General features: G+C 49.7%; 17 protein-coding genes. 13 read left to right on the forward strand and 4 right to left on the reverse strand.

Going from position 1 to position 23,744, the window contains the following annotated elements:
• The first annotated feature begins 476 nt into the window (after nt 1–476).
• Nucleotides 477–2,780, forward strand: coding sequence for a choice-of-anchor Q domain-containing protein (locus tag SPB21_RS16585; protein ID WP_499867186.1), 2,304 nt, complete (start codon nt 477–479; stop codon nt 2,778–2,780).
• A 95-nt stretch (nt 2,781–2,875) separates the two neighbouring features.
• Here SPB21_RS16585 and SPB21_RS16590 read toward each other — a convergent pair whose 3' ends face one another.
• The gene (locus SPB21_RS16590; RefSeq protein ID WP_499867187.1) at nt 2,876–3,220 is read right to left on the reverse strand and encodes a DUF952 domain-containing protein; all 345 of its coding nucleotides are present in this window, start codon (nt 3,218–3,220) and stop codon (nt 2,876–2,878) included.
• A 59-nt stretch (nt 3,221–3,279) separates the two neighbouring features.
• On the opposite strand from SPB21_RS16590, the gene SPB21_RS16595 reads away from it, so the two are divergent.
• From SPB21_RS16595 to SPB21_RS16605, 3 genes are all read left to right on the forward strand, one after another.
• Complete coding sequence (locus SPB21_RS16595; RefSeq protein ID WP_490793340.1) at nt 3,280–3,936, forward strand: SOS response-associated peptidase; 657 nt, start codon at nt 3,280–3,282, stop codon at nt 3,934–3,936.
• Between the two features lie 154 nt (nt 3,937–4,090).
• Nucleotides 4,091–5,245: a murein hydrolase activator EnvC family protein gene (locus tag SPB21_RS16600; RefSeq protein ID WP_163670357.1), complete on the forward strand. Its 1,155-nt coding sequence runs from the start codon at nt 4,091–4,093 to the stop codon at nt 5,243–5,245.
• Between the two features lie 109 nt (nt 5,246–5,354).
• A complete protein-coding gene (locus tag SPB21_RS16605; RefSeq protein WP_163670356.1) occupies nt 5,355–6,071 on the forward strand; it encodes a hypothetical protein in 717 nt (238 codons plus the stop codon).
• A gap of 20 nt (nt 6,072–6,091) precedes the next feature.
• Here the strand turns inward: SPB21_RS16605 and SPB21_RS16610 are convergent, their stop codons facing one another.
• Together SPB21_RS16610 and SPB21_RS16615 are read right to left on the reverse strand one after the other, a co-directional pair.
• Nucleotides 6,092–6,775 carry a response regulator gene (locus SPB21_RS16610; RefSeq protein ID WP_499061704.1) on the reverse strand — a complete coding sequence of 228 codons (684 nt, stop codon included), beginning with the start codon at nt 6,773–6,775 and terminating at the stop codon, nt 6,092–6,094.
• A 51-nt stretch (nt 6,776–6,826) separates the two neighbouring features.
• The gene (locus SPB21_RS16615; protein WP_499867189.1) at nt 6,827–8,065 is read right to left on the reverse strand and encodes a sensor histidine kinase; all 1,239 of its coding nucleotides are present in this window, start codon (nt 8,063–8,065) and stop codon (nt 6,827–6,829) included.
• A 235-nt stretch (nt 8,066–8,300) separates the two neighbouring features.
• Between SPB21_RS16615 and SPB21_RS16620 the strand changes: the two genes are divergently transcribed.
• From SPB21_RS16620 to SPB21_RS16635, 4 genes are all read left to right on the forward strand, one after another.
• Nucleotides 8,301–9,020 carry a Spy/CpxP family protein refolding chaperone gene (locus SPB21_RS16620; protein WP_499867191.1) on the forward strand — a complete coding sequence of 240 codons (720 nt, stop codon included), beginning with the start codon at nt 8,301–8,303 and terminating at the stop codon, nt 9,018–9,020.
• 137 nt (nt 9,021–9,157) lie between these two features.
• On the forward strand, nt 9,158–11,281 hold the full coding sequence (locus tag SPB21_RS16625) for an AAA family ATPase (RefSeq protein ID WP_499867192.1): 2,124 nt from the start codon (nt 9,158–9,160) through the stop codon (nt 11,279–11,281).
• A 44-nt stretch (nt 11,282–11,325) separates the two neighbouring features.
• Nucleotides 11,326–11,811: a DUF29 domain-containing protein gene (locus SPB21_RS16630; RefSeq protein ID WP_163670346.1), complete on the forward strand. Its 486-nt coding sequence runs from the start codon at nt 11,326–11,328 to the stop codon at nt 11,809–11,811.
• Nucleotides 11,812–12,186: 375 nt separating this feature from the next.
• Entirely contained in the window at nt 12,187–13,368 is a 1,182-nt protein-coding gene (locus SPB21_RS16635; RefSeq protein WP_163670344.1) for an RtcB family protein, read from the forward strand.
• 5 nt (nt 13,369–13,373) lie between these two features.
• Here the strand turns inward: SPB21_RS16635 and SPB21_RS16640 are convergent, their stop codons facing one another.
• Nucleotides 13,374–13,904, reverse strand: a complete 531-nt coding sequence (locus tag SPB21_RS16640; protein WP_163670342.1) for a type III secretion system chaperone — start codon at nt 13,902–13,904, stop codon at nt 13,374–13,376.
• A gap of 184 nt (nt 13,905–14,088) precedes the next feature.
• Here SPB21_RS16640 and SPB21_RS16645 point away from each other — a divergent pair, with 184 nt between their 5' ends.
• The 5 genes from SPB21_RS16645 to SPB21_RS16665 all read left to right on the forward strand — a co-directional run bounded on the left by SPB21_RS16645 (nt 14,089) and on the right by SPB21_RS16665 (nt 23,679).
• On the forward strand, nt 14,089–16,623 hold the full coding sequence (locus tag SPB21_RS16645) for a glycoside hydrolase family 3 protein (RefSeq protein WP_499867193.1): 2,535 nt from the start codon (nt 14,089–14,091) through the stop codon (nt 16,621–16,623).
• A 354-nt stretch (nt 16,624–16,977) separates the two neighbouring features.
• Nucleotides 16,978–18,519, forward strand: a complete 1,542-nt coding sequence (locus SPB21_RS16650; protein WP_499867195.1) for an ATP-binding protein — start codon at nt 16,978–16,980, stop codon at nt 18,517–18,519.
• Between the two features lie 392 nt (nt 18,520–18,911).
• Complete coding sequence (locus tag SPB21_RS16655) at nt 18,912–19,790, forward strand: RnfABCDGE type electron transport complex subunit D (protein WP_499061697.1); 879 nt, start codon at nt 18,912–18,914, stop codon at nt 19,788–19,790.
• A 545-nt stretch (nt 19,791–20,335) separates the two neighbouring features.
• Nucleotides 20,336–21,814, forward strand: a complete 1,479-nt coding sequence (locus SPB21_RS16660) for a DUF2330 domain-containing protein (RefSeq protein WP_499061696.1) — start codon at nt 20,336–20,338, stop codon at nt 21,812–21,814.
• A gap of 95 nt (nt 21,815–21,909) precedes the next feature.
• Nucleotides 21,910–23,679: an ABC transporter substrate-binding protein gene (locus tag SPB21_RS16665; protein WP_163699307.1), complete on the forward strand. Its 1,770-nt coding sequence runs from the start codon at nt 21,910–21,912 to the stop codon at nt 23,677–23,679.
• Nucleotides 23,680–23,744 lie beyond the last annotated feature (65 nt).

Below are 23,744 nucleotides of genomic sequence, written 5' to 3' on the forward strand. Positions count from 1 at the left end.
ACCTACGATTTTGGATATCTTTGGTATCGCTTGGTATCGTTGGGGTTCACGGGGTTGAATCTGTTTATAGATTTGACAAGCGCTCACCCAAGAAGTTTTAATAAATTAAATTCTGGGAAAACTACAAAGGAGTTAAAGAAGGTGCATCCCGCACGAACCTTTCTTTGACATGCATCTTACCGAAAATCTAGTTCCCTATACATTCTTTAGCGACACAAAAAGGCATTGAACGGTAAAGTCTTTACCCTCAATCAAACCATTATCCGGGCCATACCCTACTCAGAGGTAGGTGGTCTATATGGTCGCAACCCATAATCTGGATTTCGGGGTATTAATTGTTACCGCATTTCAGGCGGTGCATTAAATCAGACAGCTCTAACCAACATTACCGACATTATTGTTGTGCTTCCGACAGCGCCTGGATCTGTCGGAATTTCCCTGCGCCCACATTACCTGCAACCATTATTAAACTCGCTATGGCCACTATCACTGTCACCTCTACAGCAGACCGAGGAGCAGGATCACTTAGAAGCGCGATCGCAAAAGCCAAAAAAGGCGATACTATCCAGTTCGCCAAAAAACTCTCACAGAAAACCATTAGTTTGACCAGTGGACAACTCTCACTCGATAAATCAGTCACAATTGATGGCAAAAAGGCACCTGGCTTAACCATCAGCGGCAATAACTCTAGCCGTGTGTTCCTAGTGGAACGAAATCAGAAAGCCACTTTTAAGAACCTGATCATCGCCAATGGCAAAACCAAAGGTGGCGGTGGCGGCATCCTCACACGCCACGAAAGTACCCTGAACCTATTCAATGTGGCCCTCAGAAACAATACCTCAGCCTTAGGTGGTGGCATTCGTGTCGGGCATCTTGCCAAGGCAAACATCATCAACAGTCGCTTTACAGGCAATGATGGTACCCTCACCAACAAGTATGCAGGTTTTAGTGCTGGGGCCATTTCCCATGACGAATCGCGGGCTCACTTAATCGTCAAAGGAAGCACCTTCGCAAATAATCGCGGCTTTAATGGTGGAGCCATTTACGGTCGCTCCACCGTTGCCTTTCGGGTTGAAAACTCTGTCTTCCGCAATAACGTTGCTGTCAACAGAGGTGGCGGTGGAGCAATTTTCACAGATGGGGTTAGTTCCATCGGGTATTCCGGTCCTGGCAATAAAGGCACCATTGTCATCCGAGGCAGTCGCTTTGAAGGCAATCAAGCACAAGGGATGGGCGGTGCACTCTTCCTCTGGGGCTATGGCAAAGATAAAGCCATCATCAAAGACACCGTCATCATCGATAACAAAGTGACTTTCAATGCCAAAGGGGATGCCAAAGGGGGAGCTATCTGGGCCAAAATAGGTCTGAACCTGGAGAATGTAACCTTGGCCAACAACACCGCCACCCAACAAGGAGGTGCCCTATGGCTGGAGTCCAATTTACCCGCCAATATCGTCAATAGCACTTTCTCAGGCAATCGAGTGTTTAAGGATGCTGGCGGAGCCATGTTCCTGAATAATCGCTCCACACCGGTCAACATCACCAATTCAACCATTGCTTATAACTCGGCAGGTCGGGCCAATGGAGCCCTTTGGTATGCCAGAAACCATGCAGTAACCTTAAAGAACTCCATCATTGCCTTTAATACGGCTGACAAAGATAAACGTCAGAATCAAGTGGGTTTTCAGGCCATTGATGGGGGCGGCAATGTTGAATTTTCTAGCGATCGCAAGTCCATGCGGGTGCTAAAAAACAGCCTGGTTGCAGATCCCAAGCTAGCCCCCTTGAAACAACGCAACGGTGCCCTAATCCATCCGCTGCGCTCCGGTAGCCCCGCCATTGATGGAGGTAGTCGAGCCGGTGCGATCGCAGGCAATCAACGTGGCATGCAACAAAATAATCGCGCCACTATTAGTGCATTTGAAGGCACCTTTTCGACGTCTCCCAAAGCCCGAATAGAATCTATTGGCGAATACGGCAATCTTACGCTCAACCATAGATGGAAAACGGTTTCCCTAGATGACACCTACAAAAACCCAGTTGTCCTTGTTTCTGACCCCACAGTCAATGATTCAGACCCGGTCGCTATACGTCTCCGCAATGTGGGCAAACAATCCTTCCAAATCAGGCTCCAGGAACCCAACTACAGTGACGGCATCCATAAAAATGAGTCCCTCTCCTATCTCGTCATGGAGGCTGGCGATTGGACCCTTAACGATGGCACTCGCATCTCAGCTGGCACTTACAACTCCAACCGTTTGACCTCCCAAGGCTTTGATACCAGGAAGCTACAGGGCTTCGACAAAACTCCCACAATCTTGTCCCAGGTACAAACCAACAACGGTGGCGATTGGGTGACCACCCGTGTCAAACAACAATCTTCCCAGGGTTTCCAACTGGCAATGCAAGAAGAAGAAGCCTTAAATCAGGGAGGACATGCCACTGAAACCTTAGGCTGGCTGGCCATTGAGCAGGGCACAGCAAATGATGGTGACACACTATTACACGGGGGAACCACCAGCCGCAGCTACGATCACAATCGTTCTCAGGTCAACTTCAAGGCAGGGTTTGATACGGCACCTTCACTGATCGCTAAACTGGGGTCATTCTACGGTGCAGACACCGCCAACATCCGAATTGACGATATCACCCGTCAGAGCTTTGGTGTCGGTGTCTACGAAGAGAAGTCCCTCAATAGTGAGCTCAACCACACCCCCGAATCCATCTCCTTCCTAGCGTTGGAAGGTCAGTCAGGCATCTTAAGTGGAATGGCCGTGTAATGGCCGCGCCATAACTATTCCGCCATACCCCGACAGATCCTCGGTTTCTAGAATTGGCCTGGGCCTAATGGAAACCGGGGATTTATGCAGGAAGCTTATTTTAGCGCCAACGGCAACTGAAACACCCCCGCCTGATCATAGGTATCCTTATAAACCTGCTTCACCGCCGCCCAGGGCACCCGCCCATAAATGTGGGGATACAACTCCGTTCCACCCGACGTATTCTCCACACGAATCTCACAATCCACCGCTGCCGGGTCAATACTAAACAACACCAGCCCCTGCTGCCCTGCATAGTGCCGACGACTCACCCCCATGACCTGGTGCAAAAACGAACAGTGGATAAAGCCTTCCTCTGCTAAATCAGCTGACTCAAACCACCCCTGCGCCGCTGCCATCTGAACATCAGCCGCTGGCGCAATGCGATACAGCATTTCCATCGCCTTATCCTCCCTCTCAAAAATTTTTAGTACAATTGTCTCAGTTCACATTACTCCCCATGTGTGGTCGCTACACCCAAACCCACTCCGGCGCAGACTTAGCTGAGGCCTTTCAACTCACCACAGAGCCGGAACCACCACCGCGCTATAACATCGCTCCGTCCCAGCCCGTCTCGGCCATCATCGCCGGTCCTGACTATCGCATCTTCCAATGGGGTCTGGTTCCCTCATGGGCTAAAGATTACAAAATCGGCTATCGGCTGATCAATGCTAGATCTGAAACCGCTGCCGAGAAACCCTCATTTCGCGCTGCCTTCAAACGCCGGCGCTGTCTGATTCCAGCCGATGGTTTTTACGAATGGCAGCGCACGGCCAGTAATAAAAAGAAGCAGCCTTTTTATATTCACTTGAGAGAACGGCCTATATTTGCTTTTGCTGGACTATGGGAGCAATGGGAAAGCGGCGATGGCAGTTACCTGGAAACCTGTACAATTCTCACCACGACACCGAATGAACTGATGGAGCCTATCCATAATCGGATGCCAGTGATTATTCCTAAATCAGACTATGACCGCTGGCTAACGGCAATGCCAGCCCAGGTACAGGGATTAATGCAACCCTACAATGCCAATGACATGGAGGCTTACCCAGTCAGCACCCTGGTAAACAGCCCCCGTAATGAGGTAGCTGATTGTATCGCGCCCCTTGAAGTTTAAAGTTCGTACAGCAGAATCCATGACTTTGATCGGATGGACAGTACCCTTAAACTGAAAATCGTTATAGATGAATTTCGTTTTTTAAATCACCAAGTCGGGCTATCATGTGCTGCGTGTGTTCAGCTGGTGATCAAGCGAGTTCCTGACAAAACCAATGACTGCAAAACGAACACAGCGGTTTTTATCCCTCTTTGCCAGTGTGATAATTGGCGTGTCGTTTTTAGTGCCCATAGCTCTGGGGCAAACTCAAAACAGTGCGCCATTGGAACAGTTACAACAGCAACAGAAAAAAAATGAACAACAGCAGCAAGATTTAGAAAGAGAACAAAACCGGCTAAGGAATCTAGAAAACGAAGCAGCTCAACAGCTAGAAGGCCTACAGGACAGTATTACCATTACTGATCTCAAAATTGAAGAAACAGAGTTTCAAATCACCCAAGCCCAAGAGCGGCTAAAGCGTCTAGAAAATACGCTGACCATGGCCCAGAACGAATATGAAACGGTCAGAATCGGCGCGGTACAGCGATTGCAGTTTATGCAAAGACAGAAGGATGCCGAAGGCTGGGCCGTATTGCTTAAAAGTGAAAACCTAAACGAGTTTTTAGAGCGACGCTATCGGCTTGGTAAGATTTACCAGGCAGACCGCGATTTTATGGCGGAACTTCAAGAAAAAGCTGATTTTATCGTCCGGCAGCAGCAAGGGGTGGAAGCTCAGAAGAACTCTATTGCCCTATTACGTCAACAGCTGCTCGCCCGACGGGATCAATACGAGGCTCAAGCAGATCAGCAAACTCAGCTGATCACCAGGCTTAAGGATAATCGCAGTGCGCTAGAAGCGGCTCAGGCTCAGTTAGCGCGAGATTCTGAAAGTTTGGCTAATTTAATTCGCCAGCGCATTGCCGCAGCCAATGGCAGCGTACTGGGCACAGGCCAGATGAGCATTCCCACCTCAGGCGTTATCACCAGTCGTTTTGGCTCACGAATACACCCTGTGCTGGGATATCGTCGCTTTCATGCTGGTGTGGACTTCGGTGCGCCCTATGGCACCCGCATTACCGCCGCTGACTCAGGCAAGGTCATTTTTTCGGGTTGGTACGGTGGCTATGGTAATTCGGTGATTATTGATCACGGTGGTGGGCTGACCACCCTCTATGCCCATGCCAGTCGATTAAATGTTCGTGAGGGCCAAGCGGTGGTAAAAGGGCAATCTATAGCAGCAATAGGTTCCACTGGTCTTTCAACTGGGCCACATTTACACTTTGAAGTGCGTCGTAATGGTAATCCGGTAGATCCCATGGGATTCTTGTAGAACTAGATTACAAGCGTACAGACATCTTTTGCGACAGTACTCGTTACCAGATTTACAGTCACAGTCATTATGCCGATGCAAGCACTCACCAACTTGGGCTGGATAAACCATGGCTGATATCTATACTCGAATCAGCCGACTAGTTGCCCCAGTCATTATTGGATGCTTTATTTCTATTCCAGTTGCTCTAGCAGAACCCACGATTAATGAACAAATAGAGTCTGAGTTTGAACTTGAACCAGGCACAGTGGATAGTAGCCCCGTCCTACAGGAGTGGTTGCAGGGAACTCCGGATGTGCTTAGCAATATCCGCAATCAGCCCAGCTTTCCCTCAAGGCTACAGCTAAGCTACGCGCTATTTCCATCTAGCCAAGATGAGCGTGGTTTATCCATCGGGGTCGAAGATGTCTTTGTCGGGGATTTACCGCTGACGGTAAATGCTGATTATGTAGCTAATTTTGATGGTGGGGATATGGACCGAGAAGCCTACGGGGCACACCTGCGTTATTACGTATTGCCCTTAGGTGGCTATGTGAATGTGGCTCCCATTTTGGGCTATCGCCATGTTGAGGCGGTGGACTATAGCGAAAGTGGTGTGCAGGTAGGGTTTCAGGTAAAGGTGGTGCCATCGCGGGGGGGCGGTGCTGATTTTGCCTATACCCAGACCTGGGTGAGTCCTACGGAAAATGATTCGGTGATGATTACTCAGTTGGAGTTTGGCTATGGCCTGACGGAGCGATTACGGCTGGCAACGGATGTGGAGTGGCAGTTTGCGCCGGGGGCGACGGATAGTCGACTAGGTATTGGGATGGAATGGATGTTGTAGGGGCGTTCTATGGAACGCCCCTACGATAATTTGGAGGATAGTTTGGCGGCAAGCAGGGCGGCCTGGGTGCGATCGCGAACGCCCAAACGCCCTAAAAGCCTAGTCACATGGTTTTTCACCGTCCCTTCTGACAAAAATAACGCTTCGGCAATTTCCCGATTATTGGCCCCGGTGCCAATCAGGCGCAGCACATCTTTTTCGCGAGGCGTCAGCTCATCAAATCCTTCAGGCACATCTACTGGAGGGTCCTGCTGTCCGGCTAATATTTTTTCTAAAATGCCGGGACCAAACTGACTGTAGCCCTTAGCCACGGTACGAATGGCCTGGGCGAGTTCTTCAGACGGGGTATCTTTAAGCAAATAACCCCTGGCACCGACGGCCATGGCCTGGGCAATTAGGTCGTCATCGTCAAAGGTGGTAAGCACTAGGACCTGGATCGATGGATAGCGGGATGCGATCGCATCCGTTGCCGCCACCCCATCCATCACCGGCATGCGCATATCCATCAGCACCACTGCCGGCAGCTGAGCCGTTGACTCCAGCTGCCCCAGCACGGTTAATGCTGTCTCACCATTATCGGCATCGCCAACAATCACAATGTCGTCTTCTAAATCTAATAAAGTCTTTAACCCTTGGCGAATAATCTGCTGATCATCCACCAGCATCACAGGAATGGCATGAGGTTGATAATCTTGTTGCGTCATTGTTGTATTGCTATAAGTATCTATCGTTTAGGGCAACCACAAGGGATGCCCCTAGCTCGGAATAACTAAACGAATTTCGCACCCCTCCCCCGGTCGACTATTGAATGTAAGTCGACCACCCATGGCCTGGGCTCGCTCTCGCATCCCCTGTAAGCCAAAGCCTGTCGATGTTTGACTAAGGTCAAAACCACGACCATTGTCGCGCAATAAAAGTCTCGTACCAGACTCATCAGTGATCAATGTGAATTCTACTGCCGTTGCTTCAGCATGTTTCACAATGTTAGTAATGCCCTCTTGGGCAATGCGATAAAGGGCCATACTGGTTGCTTCAGGCAATGGCTGCAATAGCTGAATATTGATATTAGGGGTAATGCCAGCGCTGGTGCGTAGGGTGTCAATCAGTACATTTAACTTTGTATGCAGAGACTCTTTTAACTGGCCATCATCCCGCAATGTTGCCACAGACTGGCGGACATCCTGCAAAGCAACAGAGCCCAGCCGTTTTGCCTCAGTTAAAAGAGTTTTTGATTTTTGAGGATCTCGTTGAGAGAGTTTCAGAGCCCCTTCTAACTGAATATTAAGAGCCGTTAACGAATGACCTAACGAATCATGAATCTCACGAGCAATTCGGCTACGTTCTTGAACGGTTGCTAGCTGTTTCACCTGGGATGCAGAGCGCTTTAACTCTTTATTCGCCTTCTGTAAACGGGTTTGAATCGTTCTCTCATTGAGCAATGCATTCACCAACAACAATGTAAATACGAGAGAAAGGCCAAAGAACACAATCAGGTTCATTTGGAGACTACCAACTAAATGTTTTCGAATATGCCGAGGGATTTGCCCGTCAAATCCTCTGAATCTCAGGCTGAGTGTGGTCATAAATAACAAAAACGAGAGGGCCGTCACCGCAATCCGACCCATGACCCCCACCATTAAGCAACTACGAATGACCAGAACCAAATAAACAAACGGGAAAAGCCTAGCTCCTCGCAGCATCAGCCCTGATGTGACTAAAATCAATGCCACTTGCAGGGCAATATGGCCAAATCGCAGCCAAAAGCCTCTAGTGGGCAAGTAGAGGCCCAAAAAGCCAAATAACAACAGGCAACCCACCGTGACCAATGGCCACTGCGTAAACATACGCACAGGCACATTCGGTAAGCTACGACGAGCCATATCCCGCAGCGGTGGTGCTGTCAGGATCCCCATGATCGACACCGCCAGCAAGCCCCACTCTAGATAGAGTAAAAATCGAAACGGATGATTCTGAAACTGGATGGCTCGGTTCATAGACAAAAATCCTTTCAGGATACACACCGGGATGGTGGTTATTGCTTACCTTACATCCCTACCCCTTTCCCAACCCTACCCAAAATTTCAAGCTTATACAGGTACTTTATTGGACCAGTGACTAAAGTCATCACTTCTCCCATGACTTCGGTCCTTCCTTACGGATGACTCTCGCTAGCAGCCATCAAAGATCTCCCTTGGCTAAGATGAGGCCATCAACAAGCAAACAAAACCTATGAAATTTCCAACCATCAAACAATGCTGTGGCGGGGCCCTGATGTTGACCGCTTTAATAGCCAGCCCAGCTATTCTCAAAGCCAGTAACGCCAATGCGTTCTTCCCAAATATGGCAGAAGGGCTGAATCTTACGTCTGAACAGCAGGCTGAACTAAACGCCATTAAAGATAACGCCCGCACTCAGATTGAAGCTATCTTGACTGAGGACCAGGTGGCGGAACTGGACGGGCAAACGGGTCGCGATCGCAGACAGGCCATGCGCAGTATCAATCTCAGTGAAGAGCAACGGACCCAGCTCCAGGCCATTCGTGAAGAATCCCGAGCATCTGCCGATGAGGTTTTTACAGATGAGCAACAGGCTCAGCTCCAGGCCATGCGAGCTAACCGCATAGAGGGTCGTAAAAACCGCCGTGAAGAGTTTGCAGAAGAACTGAATCTCACCGCTGAGCAGCGGGCTGAACTTGATGCCATTAAGGAAGATGCTCGCACCCGAGTGGAAGCAATTCTGACGGAGGAGCAACTGGCAGCACTGGAGGGTAAAACCGGTCGCGAGCGGGGACAGGCGATGCGCAGCTTCGATCTTAGCGAAGACCAACGAGCAGAGCTGCAGGTCATTCGTGAAGAATCCCGAGTCGCAGCCGATGCTGTGTTGACCGATGAGCAAAAGGCGCAATTGCAGGAAATACTAACCAATCGCGGCAATCGTCGCCCTCGCTAGTTATTCCAGGGTGCATCAGCATACAAATCAATAAGGGAAACACCTCAACCAGGAACGCTTTATGTTCCTGGTTTTTTCTTGTTTTTTTTGGGTATCATCTGCCGAAATGCCATCGGGATTGCTTGAATAGAACTACTATGGATAATTCTAAAAACCTGGTTTCAATTCAAATTGGTAGTCTAGTGTTACTGTCAGGAGCCCCTGGAGCAGGCAAGTCCACAGCATGTCAGCACCTGCCATCGGCATTAATCCTATCCAGTGACGCGCTGCGGCAAACTTTTTTTGGCACCGCTAAAACACTGGTTGATGGGCAGGTGGCCGACCGTCCCTTAGCCACCGACGACCGACTGATTTTTTCCACCCTGGAAAGCGTCGTTCGAGCGCGGCTAAAGGCGGGGCTAACCACCATTGTGGACGCTACGTTGATTAGTGATAAAGAACGTAAACCCCTGGCCACGATTGCCGAAGAACTGGGCGTGCCTGTGCAAGTGGTGATTTTTAATCCACCGTTGGAGCGGGTACAGCAGCAGAATAAGCAACGACGCTGTAGGGTGCCAGAGCAGGTGGTGGCTAAGTTTTGCGATCGCATCCAAACCAACTCCCAATGGCCCTTCATCCTGACCGAAGGCGACATCACATTGTCAGTGGAAATCCCTACAATTCCAGACACTATCAAGCTAGATGCCATTGGTGATATCCACGGATTGGCCAACACCCTCCAGACCATGCTCCACAAGCTGGGTTATGACGAGAATCTAATCCATCCTGAAGGGCGCAAACTTTGTTTTTTAGGAGATTTGGTAGACCGTGGACCTCAGTCCTTAGAAGTCCTGGATATTGTTATGCAGGCAGTGAGTCAGGGCCACTATTGTGTGCGGGGTAACCACGACAACAACCTGGCCCGAGGATTACGCGGCGATACCATCAAAAGCAAATCTACGCGGGGAACGCTGCACAAAGCCATGCAGTGTGACCAAGATTACCAGGCTCGGATCCGAGAGTTTATCCAATCCCTACCCTCGTTCTATCGATACCGCGATTATGTGCTGTGCCATGGTGATATTGAATGGTTTGATCCGGTGTTACAACCCGCCCACGATCGAGTGTATGGCCGCTGCCGTCTAGGCGAAAATCACGACACCGATGGTGTTTTTCGCAAGACCAGTAATTTAACCGTCGTTCGCGGTCACATTCCCCTCACCTCAGCAGGTGAACGCACCTACTCCTTAGAAAAAGGAGCCGGATTTGGTGGCCCCTTAGCCGCCATGCGTTTACCCGAGCAAGAACAACTAGACGTCCCCTGCGAGTTTGACTACAGCAAATGCCCACCCAGCTTTGCCAAACAGATGGAGGCACTTGTGCCGAAAAAGCTAGTCAAGCGAGTCAATGAAGGTTGGCTCACCCTATATAAGTACAGCTCCAAAGCCTTTTTCACCCCCTCAGCCTGGGACGACTATCCCGAGCTAAAACTGGCCCGTGGCATAGTGGTCGGGCTGGATGGCAATCCCGTCAGTCAACCCTTTCCACGCACATTTAACTATCTAGAACGAGACACCACTCTACCCCATGAAACCGACGTGATTGCCGTCGAAAAACTCAATGGCTTTTTAGTCACCACATTTTTGCATCCCTACGATCCCCATCAGGTTGTTGTGACCTGTTCTGGATCGTTTCAGGGAGAGTATGTAGAATACGCCAAGTCACTGCTTTACAAAGATGGCCTCTATGGTCGCGTTTTAGCCTGGCTCAAGGCTCATCGGTACACCACATTGCTATGGGAGGCGATTCATCCAGAAGACCCCCATATTATTCAGTATGGATCAGACGATTATGGCCTTCATTTAATTGGGGGCGGAATTTTAGGCAATGGATTTGTGGGTGAAAAAGAGTTGGATGCGATCGCGTCCACGTTGCAAACACCACGTCCCACCTGGTTTCTCTGTAGCTTTGGCGACGCCATTTCCAAATCCCACCACGTTGAACACGAAGGCTTTATGATCCGCCTCGCCAGCGACGGCAGCTTCGCCTTGAAATTAAAGAGTCCCTATTACCTGCGCACCAAATTCTTAGCCAGGATGACACCCAAAAAGTCTAAATTTATGTATGCCCAACCCAAGCGCTTTAAACATGAACTAGACGAAGCCTTCTGGCCATTAGTCGATACCGTCACCAGCCAAGTCACCCAAGAAAACTGGCTCAACTGGACCGATATTGAACGTCGCGATTTTGTCCAAAGCTGGATGAACGAAGTATACAAGTAGTAGAAGTGTCACCAAGCCAATGAGACCATCTCCCAGAGATAGCCATGTCGAGTCCCACTAATCAAGCACCTACAACAGAGCATGCCTCAGCGGCCTCAGCGCCACGAGAAAATCTGTACGACACTGATTTTATGGCTTGGTGTGAGTATCAAGCCGAGGCGTTGCGATCTCAGGACTTCAGGAATCTAGACTTAGCAAACTTAATTGAGGAAATTAGCGATATGGGTCGGGAGCAATTTAACAAAACCGCCTCCCTAACCCGTCAAATCATCATCCATATCCTTAAATTACAAGCTTTTCCTGATGATCAAGCAGCTGAACACTGGCGTGATGAAATCGAAGCCTTCCAAGATAGCCTAGATGATATTGTCAGCGGCTCCATTCGCTATCGATTCCAACAACAAGAAACCTTTGCCGCCCAGCAAGCCAAAGCCTTACGACGACTCCAACGCAAATACCCCGACACCAAGTTCCAACCACTAGATTCAATGACACTTGATGAGATTATTGCTTGGCCTGAAAAGAGCTAACACAAAATTCTGCATAACAGCCATCAATACTGCCGGGTGGGCACAAGGCCGCACCCCTACGAAGATATTCACTTTGCGCACTAGAGATATGGGGTAAACACCCCCTCCGATTTAAGAAGTTTCGATCACCTCTTTTTTACGGTGTGGAGCGAACGCGGAGCAGCGTAACCACCTCACCGGCAACCAGTGCAACTACCTTCAGCTATTCCCCTGTAAACCTCTTATGCGAGGGGTCTGGGGAAGTTGAGTTCCCCAGATCGGGGAGTTTCAGGGAGGAAAGCCCTGAGCAACCCACTCCGCTATAAACCAGTCAACAAAAACTATAACCAGCCCACATCTTCACCATTCCTCCCAGATCACGAATAAGATCGCACCATGCCCTACCAACCCGTCCCCTTCAAAACCAACAAACCTGTCCTCTCTTGGGCCAACCACGATCTCGGCTCCAAAGAGATCCAAATGGCCAAAAACGTCGCCTCACTGCCCTTTGTTTACAAACATGTCGCCCTGATGCCCGACGTTCATCTCGGCAAAGGAGCCCTCGTCGGCTCCGTCGTCGCCACCGAAGACGCCCTAGTCCCCGCTGCCGTCGGCGTCGATATCGGCTGTGGCATGTGCGCTCTTCAGACGCCTTACAAAAGCAAAAAGCTAGACGGCAAACTCAAAAAAATCCGTAAAGAAATCGAAGCCACCATCCCCACTGGCTTCGAAAGCAACAAGAAAGTTGGCAAATCCGTTTACAACTGGCAAGGCTGGCGTCACTTTAAAGACCTACATAAGGGCGTGCAGCATCTAGAAAAGAAAGCCCTGAGTCAAATGGGCTCCCTTGGTGGTGGCAACCACTTTATCGAAGTGTGCATCGATACCGAAGACACCGTCTGGCTTATGCTCCATTCCGGCTCCCGTAATATCGGCAACATGCTAGCCAGAAACCACATCAGTACTGCCAAAAACCTCCAAAAGCTAGCCAACCAGAAACTACCAGACCTCGATCTCTCATACTTTGTCGCCGGTACTGAAGAGTTTCGTAGCTACTGGAACGATCTACAGTGGGCACAGGCCTACGCCCTACAAAACCGAGAAGAAATGATGGCTCGATTTAAGCACATCATCGAAAAACATCTTGGCGGCGGCAAACCCTTTAAGCCATTATTGGCCGTCAACTGCCATCACAACTACGCTGAAAAAGAAGAACACTTTGGCAAAGATGTGTACGTCACCCGCAAAGGAGCCGTTCGGGCACGCACCACCGACTATGGCATTATTCCTGGCTCCATGGGCACCAAGTCATACATTGTCAAGGGCAAAGGGAACCACGATAGCTACTGCTCCTGCAGTCACGGGGCCGGTCGCGTCATGTCCCGCAGCAAAGCAAAGGATACCTATACCCTTGACGACCTGATCGAACAGACCGCCGGCGTAGAATGCCGTAAAGACAAAGGCGTCATCGACGAAATTCCCGCAGCCTATAAACCCATTGATGAAGTCATGGCTAACCAGCGGGACTTGGTAGAAGTCGTCGCCACCCTAAAACAAGTCATCTGCGTCAAAGGCTAAGCCGCCTAAATTTCTTCCACATTGCTACGGCGCTGGCGCTGGCGCAGACCAAAATTCAGCTCATTACTGGAGTAAGACGTGCCAAAGGTCTCAGCCAAGCTCACCACCTGACGCAGGGCTGAACGAAAGTTGTCTCCCTGCAAAGTGCTCAAAGGATGTAAATATACAGCAACCACAGCGCCATCGGTAACGGCATAGCGCGCATCTAGGGCCGTATGGAAGTTAGCCGCCAGCATTGCCTGAACTTGCTGAGCCGTCAATTCTTCCACCGGCATTACTGGGCTAAATACCCGCATCCGATCGTTATTGGCATCGGCCAGGATAATGACGGTGCGATCGCTAACCCTAAATTGCCACTGACCATTTTCTCCCTCAACGTTATCAACCTCCGACTGTAGGATTTGCTCTAGACGAGCCAATGTCATCAACTCCAGCCGCTCTGGTGTTTGAGCACAGGCCGCAGTCGTCACAAGCGGTATAGATGTGGCCATCAGACCAGCCGTTACAAAGGCTGCCGTACGGGGAATTAAAGTCATGGTTGGAGCTATAAAAGTTGCAGCCATGCTAAATAACCAAAATGAGCCCATCCTGAGAGTATCTAAAGGTTTTGATGATTTAAACAGCCGCTCATAAAGCTAAGACCTAGTAAACGTACTTAACACCGACACAGAGAAGAATTCACTTTACGATCTTCCATGGCAGCCCATCCCTTAAACTCTTATGATCAATATGAAAGTCACCCTTATTGGCCTACTGTTTGTATTCACACTCAGTAGTGCACTGATTGCATACTTGAGAACAGCAGCTAAGGGAAATGGGATGCCATCGATAGACAGCAGCGCCTCCCCTCAAATTACTCCAGAAAATTGGCCAACCACCCATGGCGGCGCACCCATAGAACCTGAGATTGAAGCCCGCATTGATGAATTAATGGCATCAATGACCCTTGAAGAAATGGTGGGTCAAACCATTCAAGCAGATATTGATCATGTCACCCCAGAGGATGTGCGTCGATATCGTCTAGGCTCAGTTCTCAACGGTGGAAACTCAGCTCCTGGTGAAAATGTTCGAGCCCCAGTTGAAGATTGGTTAGCCCTCGCTGATGAATTTTATGCAGCCTCCATGGATACCAGCAACGGCGGTCAGGCTATTCCCATACTGTGGGGCACAGATGCCATCCATGGCCACAACAATATTGTTGGAGCCACTGTCTTTCCCCATAATATTGGATTAGGGGCCACTCGCAATCTAGATCTGATCCAACAAATTGGCGAGATAACAGCACGGGAAGTAATTGTTACTGGCATGGACTGGACCTTTGCCCCCACCCTAGCAGTTGCCCGTGATAACCGCTGGGGACGCACTTACGAAAGCTATTCCGAAGAACCTGAGATTGTTGCCCAATATGCCACAACAATTGTCAAAGGCCTCCAAGGGGCACTGGGCACCGATGATTTTCTCAGCAACCAACACATTCTGGCCACAGCTAAACATTTTATTGGCGACGGCGGCACCCATAACGGAAAAGACCAGGGCGACAACATCGACAGTGAAGCTAACCTGCGAGACTATCACGGTGCCGGCTATCCACCAGCGCTCGAAGCCGGAGTACAAACTATCATGGCATCATTCTCAGCCTGGCATGGTCGGCACATGCACGGCCATGGACCCTTGTTAACCGATGTGCTCAAGCAGCGCATGGGCTTTAACGGTTTTATTGTGGGCGATTGGAACGGCCATGCTCAAATTCCAGGCTGTTCCACCAAAAGTTGCCCCGCTGCGTTTAATGCAGGCATTGATATGTTTATGGCTCCAGACAGCTGGCGTCAGCTACTCCAGAATACGGTGGCACAAGTCAAGTCTGGAGAAATTTCTCGTGAGCGCCTGGAAGATGCAGTAAGCCGTATTCTTCGGGTAAAATTTCGTCTTGGTTTGTTTGAAAAACCTAAACCCTCAGAGCGTCCCCTTGCTGGTCATTATTCGCTGTTGGGGCATCCTAATCACCAGGCTGTAGCACGACAGGCCGTACGTGAGTCTCTTGTTCTACTTAAAAACCAAGATAATCTTTTACCTTTACAGACCCATCAAACGGTATTAGTCACGGGAGACGGGGCTGATGCCATCGGCAAGCAGACCGGTGGTTGGACCCTATCATGGGAAGGCACTGGCAACACCAATGCTCACTTCCCCAACGGCACTTCAATCTGGGAAGGCATTCGCAACACAGTTGAAGCCGGTGGTGGAACCGCCATCCTCAGCTCAGATGGCAGCTATGATCAAACACCCGATGTGGCCATCGTGGTCTTTGGAGAAAATCCCTATGTTGAGTTTAAGGGAGATTTAGACAACTTAAATTTTGCCTCCGATCAGGAATTGCAATTACTCGAAACATTCCAAACAGCAGGCATTCCCACAGTTGCTGTTTTTCTCTCAGGCAGGCCCCTATGGGTCACCCCTGAGATTAATGCTGCCCAGGCATTTGTCGCTGCCTGGTTACCGGGCACGGAGGGAGCGGGTATAGCCGATGTGTTAATTCGCAAACCCAATGGTGACATCAATTTTGACTTTACAGGCAAACTCTCTTTCTCATGGCCTCGCACAGCGATTCAGGCCAAAGTAAATCGGGGTGATGATAATTACGATCCATTGTTTCCCTATGGGTATGGGTTAACCTATCAAGACAATGGCAATCTACCGCAACTACCTGAATTCTCAGGTTTAGATGGCAGCGAACAGACCACCAGTAATGCTCTTTTTGCATTGGGTAGACCCATGGCACCCTGGAGTCTGCAAGGTATTGTAGGCGATACCGCCAGTACAGTCGTGGATGCACACACTCAGCTAAATAATGTGCTCACCATCCGTTCAATTGATCGGGTAGCGCAGGAAGATGCAAAACAGTTTATTTGGAACGGGCAAGAAAAGGCTGCAATAGTACTCACTGGACCTGCCACTGACTACAGCGCTGCATCCCACTACGATGGTATGACATTGGTCCTACAGTATCGGGTAGATGCCCTACCAGAAGCACCGGTCACACTATTTGCAGAGTGCGGCGAGAACTGTCGCGCTAATTTGGATATGACTCAGCTATTTATGACCGAGTCTTTGGGAGAATGGACCCAGACAGAAATTAGTTTACGTAGCCTGGTAGACGCTGGCGCAGATATGGCTAGGCTGACAGCGTTAGGCTTTGAAACCGAGGCTCCCTTTTCTTTAAGTCTATCGGATATACGATTAGTGCCTAAAGATTAACGTTGACCCTCGAAAGTCAACCGTAAGGGGGACAGCAAACCTCAAACATATCTCAAAGAGGTACATTATTTTCATGCAGACGCCTCAAGGTCCGAGCTGTTGCATTCAGGCTCATCCCCTCACTTCTCGCACGGAATCAGTGCCAAAGACTGGAAATGGCTATTTCCAGTTGGGGATTAAGTATGGACTGTAGCTCCAGCCTGTTTTCCCTATGGCGGATCGACTGCCACAGTGACGTAAGCTAAACACGGTTGTAAGAGGCTGGACAACGAGATATCACCTCATCATTTTCAGCAATCAAACTCATCTAACGCTCAACAGGCTAAAATAACGGCGTTTGTAACCGTTTTCCCCATGGCGCGTTGGTTTAACATAGCTGGTCCCTGCAAGCCAGATAAGCATTACACACTGCCACCAACCGAGCGACTGCCCAATCTAGAGCGCGTCATTGACCAAGAGGGGTATTTCGTTATCCATGCCCCCCGGCAAACGGGTAAAACTACCGCTATGCTGGCCTTAGCTCAGCAACTTACCGCTAGCGATCGCTACACGGCTGTGATGGTTTCGGCTGAGGTGGGAGCCCCCTATGCTCAATCTCCCCTACAGGCTGAAACGGCTATTTTACGCGCATGGCAAGAGTCGGCTACATTTTGGCTACCGCCAGCGCTGCATCCACCGGTCTGGGAAGACGGGGCAAGTATTGGTCAAGCCCTAAGTCAGTGGGCTAAAAAATCGTCGCGCCCCATTGTGTTATTTATTGATGAGGTGGATGCGCTGCAAGATGAAGCTTTAATCTCACTGTTACGGCAGCTGCGGGATGGCTATCCCCGTCGGCCCCTGGGGTTTCCCCAGTCAATTGCACTGATTGGTGTGCGGGATATCCGTGACTATAAAGTTGCTTCTGGAGGCAGTACCCGACTGCATACAGCCAGTCCGTTTAATATCAAAGTTAAGTCGTTAACGCTGAGAAATTTTTCGGCTACGGAAGTGGCTCAACTCTATGGCCAGCACACGGCAGAAACGGGCCAGGTGTTTGAGTCGGATGCGATCGCACATGTATATCATCTCACCCAGGGCCAGCCATGGTTGGTAAATGCCATTGCCAAAGAAACCGTAGAAGAACTGGTCACCAATCTAGCTGAACCCATTACCCTAGGCCATATAGAAGCGGCTAAAGATATATTAATTCGACGGCAGGATACTCACCTGGATAGTTTGGTAAGCATTTTGCGTGAAGACCGGGTACGGGCTGTGATCGAACCGATGTTAGCCGGGGAAGAACTGGGGATTGTTTCCCAGGATGATCGACAGTTTTTGATCGACCTTGGTCTAGTCAACCGTAACCCGGCAGGTGGTTTGATGCCTGCTAATCCCATTTATCGCGAAGTGTTACCAAGGGCATTGGCGAGTGGACCTCAAGATAGTTTGCCGGTGATTAGCCCTGGCTGGCTAACCATCGACGGACGCTTAGATCCAGCAGCACTGTTGGATGCGTTTCTCAGTTTTTGGAAACAACATGGTGAGCCGTTACTCAAGAGTTCTCCGTACCATGAGATTGCACCTCACCTGGTGATGATGGCGTTTCTGCATCGGGTAGTGAATGGCGGCGGCACCCTACAGCGGGAATATGCCATTGGCAGCCGTCGGATGGATTTGTGTTTACGATATGGCGATGTGACCCTGGCGATGGAGCTGAAGGTCTGGCGAGAGGGACGACCGGACCCCATGGATCAGGGACTGGTGCAATTGGATAATTACCTGGCGGGTCTGGGGTTAAACCAGGGCTGGTTAGTGATTTTTGATCGACGGCAGGGACTGCCTGCCATTGCAGATAGAACCAACTCTATGGTGACGGATACACCTCAGGGGAGACAAGTTACTGTGATTCGTGGTTAGGGCTGATATAGTTGGATGAGTGCTCTCGTCGCTGTTGTTAGTGCTGTTGCGAATAGCCAATGAATCGCTAGTCAACCAAAAGGTTCAACAATTAACTCCCAGCAGAATTCAAATTCCCCTTGCGGGGATGGAAACAATTATCTAACAGAACTGAATATCTATAACAGAACATCACAACCAACCACATTATTTTCATGCAGACGCCTTAGTCCAGAGTGACAGAGAGCAAGAATTAAGCCAAAAATAAGCCAGCTATACAGTAGTCTTTCTGAATCTAAGACATAGTGAGTCATTCAGCGATTCAATTCGTTTCGTTTTTTGTAACTCAGAGGACATCTGGGCTCAGCATCAGCCATACTAGCGGCCATAATTGCCTGTATGGAAATCGGCCTATGGTTATCCCCACCATTCAAGCTCAGCTGAGCATTTTCAAAGATGCACGGGATTATCAGATCTTGTGTTTAGCCTTATTTCTAATTTTAGGTGTTGCCATGCGCGATTGGTCACTACAGCCAGCCATCGTCGCTACAGCAATCATCACAGCGCTGGGGAGCCAGGGGTTATTTTCTTGGCTAATGTCTCACAATTCATCATCAAACCAGCTGCAAACAATATCTCCAGCTGAATTCAACTGGCGTAGTCCACTGATTACCGCATTAGGTCTCAGCCTACTGCTAAGGACAGACCACATAGCCACTATGGCTCTAGCCGCCAGCATTGCCATTGCCAGCAAATTCCTTTTTAAGGTTAACGACAAACATTTTTTCAATCCTGCCAATCTTGGCATTATTGCGGCTCTGACGCTCACCAATGACGCTTGGGTATCACCAGGACAATGGGGGGATGAGATTTGGTACGGCCTAATTTTTATGGGTGCTGGAGGCATGGTACTCAAGCGCGTAGGCCGCTGGGACACCACCGGCATGTTTCTAGCCAGCTATGCCCTACTAGAAGCAGTGCGTAATCTATATCTTGGCTGGACCTGGGATGTGTGGGCACACCGCATGATGAGCGGCTCGTTATTGTTGTTTGCGCTGTTTATGGTAACGGATCCAAGGTCAATTCCCAATGCCCGACCAGCCAGACTAATTTGGGCGTTAGCAATTGCTGTGCTGACGTTTGTTTTACGTAATCACTTTTATCTCTCTACAGCAGTTTTTTGGGCATTGTTTGCGTTAGCTCCGTTAACAATTATGCTTGACAAACTTTGGGAGTCTCCTCGATTTGAGTGGAAACAGTTTGGGAGAGTAGAGATATCGTCTGCAAAATAGACAAAAAATGCCTCAACAAAACTCTTCTAATTAGTTCAGAAACATCTACCAACACAAAACATCCCCTCTCGGGCTACAGGGTATACACATCTAGAAGCTAATGTCCCAAAAGGTAGGCTTGGCCTTGAATTGGCCCTCATCCTAAATCCTTCTCCCTGGGGGCGAAGGACTTTGAGGCTAGGCCCCCCTTCTCCCTTAGGGAGTAAAAGGTAGGCTTGGCCTTGAATTGGCCCTCATCCTAAATCCTTCTCCCTGGGGGCGAAGGACTTTGAGGCTAGGCCCCCCTTCTCCCTTAGGGAGTAAGGGGTTGGGGGATGAGGGCTCGAGATTTGGAGCGACTCTCCGACTTATGTATACACGGTAGCCCTCAGGGAGTAAGGGGTTGGGGGATGTAGAGCTTTGCTCTTCTCGCAGAGTGGGTTCGAAATCTAGAGCTAGCTCTCCGACTTATGTATACACCGTAGCCCAGGAGGGGAGAGAGTTTCGGCTTCGCATTAAGGACTGCATTATCTCTCTATTTTCCGTTTTTAGTGAAGGAACCCTGTATGACTAGTTTGTTGCGCATAGCCATGATGGTGATGATTGCCATTGGCACATTCATCATCCATCCCCAACCTGCCCACGCCTTCTGTGGCTTTTATGTTGCCAAGGCCGATACTAGCCTTTACAACAAAGCCTCTCAGGTCGCCATTGCCCGCGATGGGAACCACACTGTATTGACCATGGGTAACGACTATCAGGGTGAGGTAAGCGACTTTGCCCTGGTGGTGCCTGTGCCCACCATCATTACTGAAGACCAGGTGGACGTGGCCGAAAAAGTGGTGCTCGACCGCCTTGATGCCTTCAGTGCACCGCGTCTGGTGGAATATTTCGACAGTGATCCTTGCGAAATTATGTACCGTTTGGAAACCGAAGAATCACTGCGATTTGCCGATGGTGCTCCCCCCTCGGCAGCCCCATCACCCCGCTCGTCAGCAGCTTTAGGTGTCACCATTGAGGAACAATTTTCCGTTGGGGAATATGACATTTTAATTCTCAGTGCCCGTGAATCGGATGGACTAGAAACCTGGCTTAGACAAAATCAATATCAGCTACCCGACGGCGCTAGCCAGGTATTGGCCCCTTACATTCGTCAGGGAATGAAGTTCTTTGTGGCTAAGGTCAATTTGCAGGAGTTTGATAGCAGTGGATATCAATCTTTGAGACCATTGCAGATTAGCTATGATTCACCAAAATTTATGCTGCCGATACGGCTGGGCATGCTGAACGCCGATGGTGATCAGGATCTGCTGGTCTATCTTCTCTCACCAGAAGGACGTATTGAGCTGACGAACTATCGCACGGTGAATATTCCCACTGATGTTGACCTGCCTCTATTTGTGCAGAACGACTTTGGCAATGTTTATCCAGAGATGTTTCAGCGGCGCTATGAGCAGGAAAATAAAAATGTGGCGTTTCTTGAATATGCCTGGGATATGCGCAGCTGTGATCCATGCTCGGCTCCGGTATTGAATCTGTCTGAACTAGAGGCAGCCGGTGTCACCTGGCTCAGCCAAGGCGCGAACCAGCGACGTCCGTCTCCCAATATTGGCACTCCGCCAAGACCAGCAGCACCTTCTATATTTATTTCCCGGCTCCACGTGCGTTACAACCGCGATAAGTTTCCGGAAGATCTGATGTTTCAAACTACATCTAATCGGCAGTTTTTCCAGGGGCGCTATGTCACTCGCCATGCCTTTACCGGCAGCCTCGATTGCCCAGCTCGCCTACGGGAGGAGTACCCCAATGTCGAGGCTCGTCGTGAATTGGAAGCATGGACCGGTGAAGACTACCGCAAAATTGTTGACGATGCCCAAGACCGTGGGCGGGCCTATGTACGTAACCTCATGGCTCGCTTTGAGCGGGAGTCCCAAAATTTAGCTCGCCTTACCGGTCGGGATATCCAAACGATTCGTCAGCGCATTAGCAACGAAGTCCCTCAACCAATACCATCTCCCTGGCTAATCCGATATCCCAAAAGTTAGCAAGGTGGACCATGCCCACAGGGACCAGCCGACAATGGCATGTATCGGTGGGCATGAATCGCTAGAATAGCTAGGACTTGGTTCTGGATAGTCCTATGTCCTTTCGTATGTTGCGCAAGTGGCTCTACTTGCTGATGAGCTTGGTGATGGTGGTTGCGATCGCAAGCTGCTCCATAGATAACTTCAAAGCCAGAGACATTGAATCATCACGGTTGGTTTATAGCATCCTCAGCGATCCCAAAACCTTTAACTACGCCCTTAACAGCGAACGCCCCAATATTTTTGGAATGACCTATAAAGGACTGATCGCCGAAAACTACGAAACTGGTGAAATTGAACCAGAACTCGCTGAGTCGTGGGAATTTTCCAACAATGGTCTTGCCCTGACCTATACCCTACGGGAAAACCTAAAATGGTCCGACGGCGAACCCCTCACCGTTGACGATGTCATTTTTACCTACAATGACGTTTTTCTAAATGACACCATTCCCACGCAAATTCGCGATGTCCTCCGCATTGGAGAAGAAGGCAAATTGCCCAAGGTGATCAAGCTGAACGAGCGCCAGGTTAAGTTTGAAGTACCTGAACCTTTTGCCCCTTTCTTACGAAACACTGGGGTCAGTATTCTGCCGAAGCACGCCCTGGCCAACTCCATCACCCAAACAGATGCCGAAGGCAACCCGTTATTTTTATCCACCTGGGGCACCAGCACAGCGCCCAATGAAATTGTCTGTAATGGACCTTATATGCTCAAGGCCTTTACTCCGGGTGAGCGCGTCGTCTTTGAGCGCAACCCCTACTATTGGCGCACAGATGACCAGGGTCAGCCTCAACCCTATTTGCAGGAAGTCATCTGGCAGGTAGTAGAGTCCCAGGATAGTGAATTCGTACAATTTCGCTCCGGCGGTTTAGATTTAACCGGCGTCAAACCCGATAACTTCTCATTGCTCAAGCGCGAGGAAGAGCGGGGTGATTTCACCATCTATAACGGTGGTCCGGCCCCCAGCAGCCTATTCATATCGTTCAACCTGAATAAAGGCTCCCGCGATGGTAAGCCGTTAGTCGATCCCGTCAAGTCCCGTTGGTTTAATGCCCTAGAATTTCGACAGGCTGTGGCCTACGCCATTGATCGACCGACGATGTTAAACAACATCTATCAGGGGCTGGGTGTTCTGCAAAATTCATCTATTTTTCCCCTAAGTCCTTATTCTGCAAGCCCTGAAGAAGATGGTGTTCGGGCCTATGACTATAACTTAGAAAAAGCTAAAGACCTGCTGCTATCCGCTGGGTTTCAATATGATGCCAACGGTCAACTACAGGATGCCGACGGTAACCAGGTGCGGTTTACCCTGATTACCAATGCTGGCAATAAGGTGCGCGAAGCCATCGGCGCTCAAATTAAACAGGATCTGAGCAAAATTGGCATAACTGTGGACTTTAACCCCGTCAGCTGGGGCTCCTTGGTGGAAAAGCTAGGGGATAGTCTTGATTGGGAATGCCACATGATTAGCTTGGTCGGTGGACTCGAACCCAATGGTGGCTCCAACGTATGGAACCCAGACGGTGGCCTGCATGCATTTAACCAAAAACCACTGCCAGGTCAAGACCCCATTGAAGGTCGTGAAGTGGCCGACTGGGAAGCAAGAATCGGTCAGCTCTATATCAAAGGAGCCCAGGAACTGGATGAAGCCAAACGCCGCGAAATCTATGTGGAAGCTCAGCGTATTGTTCAAGAGCAGCTGCCGTTTATCTACCTGATCAATCAGTACTCCATGGCAGCCATTCGCAACAAGGTCCAAAATGTGAAATACTCTCCCCTGGGAGCATTATGGAATATTTACGAACTGAGCCTAGCTGAACAGTAGTTTGTTACTAAATAGTCTTTTTTAATAAGGAATTGCAACGGAGCCTTAAAGGAATTGGAGGTTCT

Source organism: Leptothoe sp. ISB3NOV94-8A, assembly GCF_043421595.1.
GTDB lineage: Bacteria > Cyanobacteriota > Cyanobacteriia > Phormidesmidales > Phormidesmidaceae > Leptothoe > Leptothoe turfae.

Bases quoted from the DNA above. Each gene is read 5' to 3' on its own strand.
- SPB21_RS16605 (WP_163670356.1), top strand. From the start codon at position 5,355: ATGGCTGATATCTATACTCGAATCAGCCGACTAGTTGCCCCAGTCATT.
- SPB21_RS16635 (WP_163670344.1), top strand. From the start codon at position 12,187: ATGCCCTACCAACCCGTCCCCTTCAAAACCAACAAACCTGTCCTCTCT.
- SPB21_RS16590 (WP_499867187.1), bottom strand. From the start codon at position 3,220: ATGGAAATGCTGTATCGCATTGCGCCAGCGGCTGATGTTCAGATGGCA.
- SPB21_RS16620 (WP_499867191.1), top strand. From the start codon at position 8,301: ATGAAATTTCCAACCATCAAACAATGCTGTGGCGGGGCCCTGATGTTG.
- SPB21_RS16665 (WP_163699307.1), top strand. From the start codon at position 21,910: ATGTCCTTTCGTATGTTGCGCAAGTGGCTCTACTTGCTGATGAGCTTG.
- SPB21_RS16655 (WP_499061697.1), top strand. From the start codon at position 18,912: ATGGTTATCCCCACCATTCAAGCTCAGCTGAGCATTTTCAAAGATGCA.
- SPB21_RS16625 (WP_499867192.1), top strand. From the start codon at position 9,158: ATGGATAATTCTAAAAACCTGGTTTCAATTCAAATTGGTAGTCTAGTG.
- SPB21_RS16660 (WP_499061696.1), top strand. From the start codon at position 20,336: ATGACTAGTTTGTTGCGCATAGCCATGATGGTGATGATTGCCATTGGC.
- SPB21_RS16630 (WP_163670346.1), top strand. From the start codon at position 11,326: ATGTCGAGTCCCACTAATCAAGCACCTACAACAGAGCATGCCTCAGCG.
- SPB21_RS16645 (WP_499867193.1), top strand. From the start codon at position 14,089: ATGATCAATATGAAAGTCACCCTTATTGGCCTACTGTTTGTATTCACA.
- SPB21_RS16640 (WP_163670342.1), bottom strand. From the start codon at position 13,904: ATGACTTTAATTCCCCGTACGGCAGCCTTTGTAACGGCTGGTCTGATG.
- SPB21_RS16595 (WP_490793340.1), top strand. From the start codon at position 3,280: ATGTGTGGTCGCTACACCCAAACCCACTCCGGCGCAGACTTAGCTGAG.
- SPB21_RS16600 (WP_163670357.1), top strand. From the start codon at position 4,091: ATGACTGCAAAACGAACACAGCGGTTTTTATCCCTCTTTGCCAGTGTG.
- SPB21_RS16650 (WP_499867195.1), top strand. From the start codon at position 16,978: ATGGCGCGTTGGTTTAACATAGCTGGTCCCTGCAAGCCAGATAAGCAT.
- SPB21_RS16615 (WP_499867189.1), bottom strand. From the start codon at position 8,065: ATGAACCGAGCCATCCAGTTTCAGAATCATCCGTTTCGATTTTTACTC.
- SPB21_RS16610 (WP_499061704.1), bottom strand. From the start codon at position 6,775: ATGACGCAACAAGATTATCAACCTCATGCCATTCCTGTGATGCTGGTG.
- SPB21_RS16585 (WP_499867186.1), top strand. From the start codon at position 477: ATGGCCACTATCACTGTCACCTCTACAGCAGACCGAGGAGCAGGATCA.